Raw genomic sequence first — 6,154 nt, 5'->3', positions numbered from 1 at the left:
TGGTGCGGTGGCCGCCGTCCGCCAACCGGACCTCGACGGTTCTCTCGCCGACGAAGCGGGCCTCGCCCATGATCAGTTCGGCCCCACTCGCCTGGTACCGGTCCAGGTGGAACTGCCGGAGGCTGTCGACCATCGCCTGCTTCCTGGCCTGTACTCCGCGCATGCTGGTCACGGCCGACTCGAGTTCGATCCCGAACTCGGCTGCCCGCAGGGTGAAGGATCTGACCTTCGCCGAGTGAATGATGTTCTTGCTCGGCAGGCAGGCGATGTTCGGGCAGGATCCGCCGACCAGGCTCCGCTCGATCACCGCCGTACGGTGTCCCGCGGCCGCCATCGTCCAGGCGAGGTACTTACCTGACTCCCCACTGCCGATGACGAGGATGTCGTAGGTATCGGGCATCTGGTGTGTGTCTCCTGCGAAGTCGTGGAGGGACACTTTTCACGCTAGGTCGACCGATGGCCGGACACATTCCTGCTAGCTGCTACGGCCCGGCCAACTGGAGATTGGCAGCGGTCGCGGTGAGCACGACGGCCTGGCCCTCGACCGCGACATCCTTCAGCGAGGCACCGAACGGCAACTCCGGGAGCTGGATGCCCTTGGCCAGTTGCGACGTCAGCGCCTCGCGGATGGCCGACGGAATCGAGGTGGACAGCTCGCCGACCACCAGCCTGATCCGGCCGTTCTGCGCCTGCGGCTGGACGGTCGCGCTGACGTCGCGCCCCAGGATCCTCACCTGAGCCTGCAGTTTCCCGCCGGCGATCCGCAGCGTCAGCCCGTCCAGGCCGCTGGTACGGGCGACCAGCTTGGTCAGGGCATCCGGCGACAACCGCAGCCGAACGTCGGAGGAGTCGACCGTGACAGTCGCGTTCGAGTCGCCGGTGAGCGCTTCACGCGGCACATGCACCCCGCTCATCGCCACGGTCAGGTCCTCGGCCTGAATTGCCGAGACGGTCGGCCGGTCCATGGTCAGCGTGACCCCGGAGAACTCGCCCCTGGCCAACTGCGGCAGAAACCCGAAGCCGTCCACCTCCACCGAGGTCTCAGCCGCCCGTACGTCGTACTTCGCCGCCTCGTCCTCCGCGAGGACAGCGAGCCGGTCCTCGGCGAACGACTCGGCCAGCCGGTCGACGACGAAGCCCAGACAGAGCAGGATCACCACGGTGATCACCAGCCCCCTGAGCCGACGCCGTGGTCTGCTGGAACTCATCAAAGCCTTCCTGGTCAGTCCTTACTGGGGCGGAACGTCGTGCGCCAGATCGTAGGAGTAGTCCCCGTCGTACTCCGGTGTCGCGGTGACCACGGCTTCCCGCTCCTCCGGACCCTCCGAACCCGCACCGCCGACCTCAGTCATCTCATGCGCGAGGTCGTACGCCAGATCCGGACCCACCTCCGCGATCGCCTCAGGCTCCTGATCGCTCACGGCTCACCACTTTCTCTCGGGGCGGGTCCAGTATGACCGGAAGGTCGGGCACATCGTTGATGTGCAGGACCGAGCCGTTCTCGAGGGGCCGGTTCAGCAAGGACCAGATCTTGCGCGCGACGTCCTCCGGTCTGGACAGACCGCCGCGGGCCTGGAGCTCGCGGAAACGGCGGGCGTTCGGGAGCAGGTCGTCGTGGCTGGACCGGAGCTCGGCCTGCATGGCTGTGTCGACTGAGCCCGGCGCGACAGAGATGACCCGGCAACCCGGCTTTCGCCGTTGCTGTTCGAGCCCCACCACTCGGACCCAGTGATCCACCGCTGCCTTGCCGGCGCAGTAGCTCGACTCACCCTCGTACGGTCGCAGCGCAGCGCCCGACGACAACATCATCAGGTGTTGCTCGCAGCTCAGACCGACCACAGCCTGCAGGAACGCCTGGCCCAGCACCTGGGCCGCTGCCGAGTTCAGCAGCACGTTCCGCGTGTACTCCGCGGTGTCGACGCCATCTGCAGGTCCCAACGGCGTCAACGTGGCCGCGTTGTGCACGAAGACGACCCGATCACCGTCGAAGCCGGCCAGCCGACGGGTGAAGTCCTCCTCGACCGCCGGCCAGGAGGCCGGGTCCGCGAGGTCGGCCGCCACGTGGTGCGTGCCCTGCGTCCCACCCCGTCGGGAGATGTCGATGATCTCCGCCTCGTACGGGATCGTTGCCGCAAGGGCGGCACCGATGCCGGCGGAGGCGCCGGTGATCCACACGAGCATCCGGCTCAGCGTGCTCATCGCTTCACTCGGGTTTCCCCGTCCGGCAGGAACTCGAGCAGCAGCCGTAGTCGGAACTCGGCAGGCAAAAGTCGCTCATGACGTAGTACCCCCTGATGCAGTTCCCCCAGCAGCGCGCCCCCACGGTGCGCCGTGTCAGGGCTGCAGCCTACGACTTGAGTTCGCGTTTGGGATCCGCCATGAAGCCCCTATTTGCTAAGAATCCGGGTCGGAACGGCGAAGGTGTCACCCGCCGCAGCCACGTGCTCGCAGTACGGCGACAATCGCGGCGTGGGGCATGATGTGCGCATGGTGAGCTCCTCGGAGATCGCTGCGCTCGCTCGCGATCGGCTCGGTTTCGATGCGCTGCGGCCGGGCCAGGCAGAGGCGGTCGGGGCCGTGCTCGAGGGGCAGGACACGCTCGCCGTTCTCGCCACCGGGACAGGCAAGACGGCGATCTACCAACTTGCCGGGCTGGCGTTGGGCGGCGTGACGATCGTGGTGAGTCCTTTGGTGGCTCTGCAGCGTGATCAACTGCGTGCGCTGTCGGAGCACCCGGCAGGCGTCGCGGTCGCCGAGTTGAACGCCAGTGACCACAGCGGCCAACGAGTGGCCCGCGATCTGCTGGCGGAAGGCCGTCCGGGATTCGTGCTCTTGTCGCCGGAGCAGCTCACGCATCCCGACGTACTCGAACTGCTCGCGAGTTCCCGGCCTCGTCTGGTGGCTGTCGACGAGGCGCACCTGGTCAGCGAGTGGGGACAGGACTTCCGGCCGGACTATCTGCGACTCGCCGCCGCCATCGGCGCGATGGGACGGCCGCCGACCCTCGCGTTGACCGCCACCGCCTCGCCGCCGGTCCGGGACGAGATCATCCATCGGCTGGAACTGCGTACTCCGGCCGTGGTGGTCGGTGGGTTCGACCGGCCGAATCTCAACCTCTCGGTCTTCACGTTCGCCGACGAGGAGACGAAGGGCCGCCGCCTGCTGAGTCATGTCCGATCGTCGCGCGGACCGGGCATCGTCTACGTGGCCACGCATCGCCACGCCGAGGAGTTGGCCGCTGAACTCGAGGTCGCCGGTGTATCCGCGGAGGCTTACCACGCCGGCCTGTCCGCCCGGCAACGCCGCGAAGTACAAGATGGCTTTCTGGCCGATCGCTACCGGGTCATCGTCGCCACCATCGCGTTCGGGATGGGCATCGACAAACCGGACATCCGGTGGGTCAGTCACGCCGAGGCGCCGGGGTCGATCGACGAGTACTACCAGGAGATAGGCCGCGCGGGTCGCGACGGAGAGCCGGCCGACATCGAGCTGTTCTACCGCCACGCCAACTTGGGACTCAACCGGTTCTTCGCCTCAGGTGGCGTCAGCGACGAGGATCTCCTTACTGTCGCCACCGCGATCGACGAGCACCACCCCGCGGACATCGCCGAACTGGCCGCCGCGAGCCGGCTCAGCGCAGCCCGGGTGGAGCGCGCTCTCGGCCGGCTGACGGACGCCCGGGTGGTCACCGTCGGGCACCGTTTCCGTCTCATCGCGCGAACTGATGTCGAGAAGGCAGTCGCAGCCGCATCGGCGGTCGAGCACGATCGGCGCGAGGTCGCCCGCTCCAGGGTCGAGATGATGGCGGCGTACGCCGAGTCCGGCGGCTGCCGTCGCGAGTGGTTGCTCAGCTACTTCGGGGAGCAGTACGAAGGTCCCTGCGGCAACTGCGACAACGACCTGGCCGGCCGCACGACCGAGCCGGCCGTCGACGAGCCGTTCCCGGTCGGCAGCCGGGTCAAGCACCCGACCTTCGGGCCAGGCCTGGTCGAGCGTTACAGCGGTACCACGATGACGGTGCTGTTCGACCGCGTTGGCTACAAGGAACTCCGGACCGCCTTCATGACGTACAACCATCTCCTCGAGCTCCTCGGGCCGGAAAGCTGAACCCTGACCTGATGTGCTCGTGACCATTCAGCGCAAGCATGGCTGTATGGGCACCGAGGGAGTGGATCCGGACGCGTTCGACGCGTTCGAGGCCGCGGGCTGGGACCAGCGCGCGGAAGGGTATGTCGGCGTGTTCCTCCCGCTGACCGCACATGTCATCAATCCCTTGCTGGACGCGGGGAACGTCGGCCCGGGCACCCGGGTCCTGGACGTGGCATCGGGACCCGGCCATGTCGCCGCGGCCTGCGCGGCCCGCGGGGCGACGCCGATCGGCTTGGATGTGTCATCGCAGATGATCGCGGTCGCGCGCGGGCGCTATCCGGGACTGGACTTCCGGCAGGGCGACGCCCAGCACCTGCCTTTCGAGAACCGCTCGCTGGACGCGGTGGTCGGCAACTTCGCGATTCTCCACTTCGGGCGTCCGGAGCGGGCGGTCGCGGAGTTCGTCCGGGTGTTGCTGCCGGGCGGTTCGGTGGCGTTGTCGACCTGGGACAGTCCTGTGCGAGCACGGATCCTGGGCGTCTTGCTGGACGCGGCCGCCGAGGTTGGCGCCGTACCGTTACCCCACCTGCCACCCGGTCCGCCGTTCTTCCGCTTCGCCGAGGAGTCGGAGTTCGACCGGCTCCTGCGGACCGCCGGTCTTCGCGAGGTCGACGTACGAACCGTCAGCTTCAGCTACCACTACGAGAGCGCGGACCACCTGTGGGACGGGATGGCCCGCGGCACCGTCCGGACGCGAGCGCTGATCTTCGACCAACCCGAGGACATCCTGGCGCGGATCCGGTCCGCCTACGAGCGCAACATCGAGGAGTACGCCGTCGCGGGCGGCGGGTTCGACCTCCCGGTCTCCGTGAAGGTGGCCTCCGGGACGCGATGACCCCCGTTAGCGCATGCTTTTGATCAGGCGCGCGAAGACGATGTTGACCAGCGTGATCCCCAACCACATGGCGAACACGGCGTCCGATTCGGCGTGAGCGCCGGCCGTCAGCCAGATCGTGCCGACCACCCCGAAGAGGAGGGAGAAGACCGGCACCGCTACGTAGGAGTTGTCCGGCTGCTGCTCCTTCTTCTGCGGGGGCCTGCCGACCCCGCGCTGCGCCAACCGGTCGTCCACCCGCTGGTCGATGGATACCGCGGCGTTGGCGACGAAGGACTCCAGTACGGCGCTCTCGTACTCGGGACCCAGCTCCTTGCGGGCGCCGTACGCGGCGGAGGCTTCATCACGGAAGTCGGAAGTTACCATGGCCCGCACCCCATGCTTCAGAAGAGAGGCGTACGGCGTACACCTACGGTAAAATCTAGGTGGACGCCGTACACCTGTCAAGGGAAACGGCCCGGTCCGGAGGCCCGCCGCAGACGAAAGGTGATGGTGGACATAGCCACGCAGCTCGACGCCGCGACGCAGCCCCGCACGCCCCTGAGCAAGGAGCGGATCCTGGCCGCCGCCGTCGCGCTGGCCGATGAAGGCGGCGTCGACGCACTGAGCATGCGCAAGATCGCGCATGCCCTCGGTGTCGTGCCGATGGCGCTGTACAAGCACGTGTCCAACAAGTCCGAATTGCTGGACGAGATGGTCGATGCCATCGTCGGCGAGATCGACCCGCCTGCCGACGGGGCCGACTGGAAGACGACCATCCGGCGGCGGGTGCTGTCAGCCCGCCGGATGCTGCTGCGCCACCCGTGGGCCTCCCTGGTGATCGAGTCGCGGAGTGATCCGACCCCTGCGGTGATGGCGTACATGGATTCGATGATCGGGATCTTCCGGGCCGGCGGCTTCACGATCGACCTGACCCATCACGCGTTGCACGCCATGGGCAGCCGACTGCTCGGGTTCTCCCAGGAGCTGTTCGAAGCCACTGATCAGGAACCGGCCGCGCCGCCGCCCGAGGTGGCTGAGCGGTTTCCCCATCTCACCGAACTGGTCTCGGCGATCTCCCATGAGGGGGGATCCGTCGTCGGCCCTGGGTGCGATGACCAGTTCGAGTTCGAGTTCGCGTTGGACCTGCTGCTGGACGGCCTCGAGCGGCTGCGCGACGCAGCCTGACTC

8 protein-coding genes are annotated in these 6,154 nt (G+C 67.7%); 3 read left to right on the top strand and 5 right to left on the bottom strand.

All coding sequences use genetic code 11. The annotated features are described in order from the left end of the window. From VFG33_RS05800 to VFG33_RS05785, 4 genes are all read right to left on the bottom strand, one after another. The coding region (locus tag VFG33_RS05800) for an FAD-dependent oxidoreductase (RefSeq protein WP_325023176.1) at positions 1-400 on the bottom strand (400 nt) is incomplete at its 3' end. An 82-nt stretch (positions 401-482) separates the two neighbouring features. Next, positions 483-1,208, bottom strand: coding sequence for an LmeA family phospholipid-binding protein (locus VFG33_RS05795; protein WP_325023174.1), 726 nt, complete (start codon positions 1,206-1,208; stop codon positions 483-485). Positions 1,209-1,229: 21 nt separating this feature from the next. Next, complete coding sequence (locus tag VFG33_RS05790; protein ID WP_325023172.1) at positions 1,230-1,421, bottom strand: hypothetical protein; 192 nt, start codon at positions 1,419-1,421, stop codon at positions 1,230-1,232. Then, positions 1,402-2,199 (bottom strand): SDR family NAD(P)-dependent oxidoreductase, encoded by a 798-nt coding sequence (locus VFG33_RS05785; RefSeq protein ID WP_325023170.1) that lies wholly within the window; start codon positions 2,197-2,199, stop codon positions 1,402-1,404. The genes VFG33_RS05790 and VFG33_RS05785 overlap by 20 nt, the downstream gene beginning before the upstream one ends. 288 nt (positions 2,200-2,487) lie before the next feature. Here VFG33_RS05785 and VFG33_RS05780 point away from each other — a divergent pair, with 288 nt between their 5' ends. Together VFG33_RS05780 and VFG33_RS05775 are read left to right on the top strand one after the other, a co-directional pair. Then, positions 2,488-4,107, top strand: a complete 1,620-nt coding sequence (locus tag VFG33_RS05780) for a RecQ family ATP-dependent DNA helicase (protein ID WP_325023168.1) — start codon at positions 2,488-2,490, stop codon at positions 4,105-4,107. A gap of 46 nt (positions 4,108-4,153) precedes the next feature. After that, the gene (locus VFG33_RS05775; RefSeq protein ID WP_325023166.1) at positions 4,154-4,984 is read left to right on the top strand and encodes a class I SAM-dependent methyltransferase; all 831 of its coding nucleotides are present in this window, start codon (positions 4,154-4,156) and stop codon (positions 4,982-4,984) included. A 6-nt stretch (positions 4,985-4,990) separates the two neighbouring features. Here the strand turns inward: VFG33_RS05775 and VFG33_RS05770 are convergent, their stop codons facing one another. After that, on the bottom strand, positions 4,991-5,350 hold the full coding sequence (locus VFG33_RS05770) for a hypothetical protein (RefSeq protein ID WP_325023164.1): 360 nt from the start codon (positions 5,348-5,350) through the stop codon (positions 4,991-4,993). 123 nt (positions 5,351-5,473) lie between these two features. On the opposite strand from VFG33_RS05770, the gene VFG33_RS05765 reads away from it, so the two are divergent. Then, positions 5,474-6,151 (top strand): TetR/AcrR family transcriptional regulator C-terminal domain-containing protein, encoded by a 678-nt coding sequence (locus tag VFG33_RS05765; RefSeq protein WP_325023162.1) that lies wholly within the window; start codon positions 5,474-5,476, stop codon positions 6,149-6,151. Positions 6,152-6,154: the final 3 nt, after the last annotated feature.

The sequence above is a fragment of the Kribbella sp. genome (genome assembly GCF_035687465.1).
Taxonomy (GTDB): Bacteria; Actinomycetota; Actinomycetes; order Propionibacteriales; family Kribbellaceae; genus Kribbella.
This window is presented reverse-complemented; position numbering and strand designations above follow the sequence as displayed.

Coding starts and splice junctions, on each gene's coding strand:
- VFG33_RS05785 (WP_325023170.1), bottom strand. CDS start 2,199: ATGAGCACGCTGAGCCGGATGCTCGTGTGGATCACCGGCGCCTCCGCC.
- VFG33_RS05775 (WP_325023166.1), top strand. CDS start 4,154: ATGGGCACCGAGGGAGTGGATCCGGACGCGTTCGACGCGTTCGAGGCC.
- VFG33_RS05765 (WP_325023162.1), top strand. CDS start 5,474: ATGGTGGACATAGCCACGCAGCTCGACGCCGCGACGCAGCCCCGCACG.
- VFG33_RS05770 (WP_325023164.1), bottom strand. CDS start 5,350: ATGGTAACTTCCGACTTCCGTGATGAAGCCTCCGCCGCGTACGGCGCC.
- VFG33_RS05780 (WP_325023168.1), top strand. CDS start 2,488: ATGGTGAGCTCCTCGGAGATCGCTGCGCTCGCTCGCGATCGGCTCGGT.
- VFG33_RS05795 (WP_325023174.1), bottom strand. CDS start 1,208: ATGAGTTCCAGCAGACCACGGCGTCGGCTCAGGGGGCTGGTGATCACC.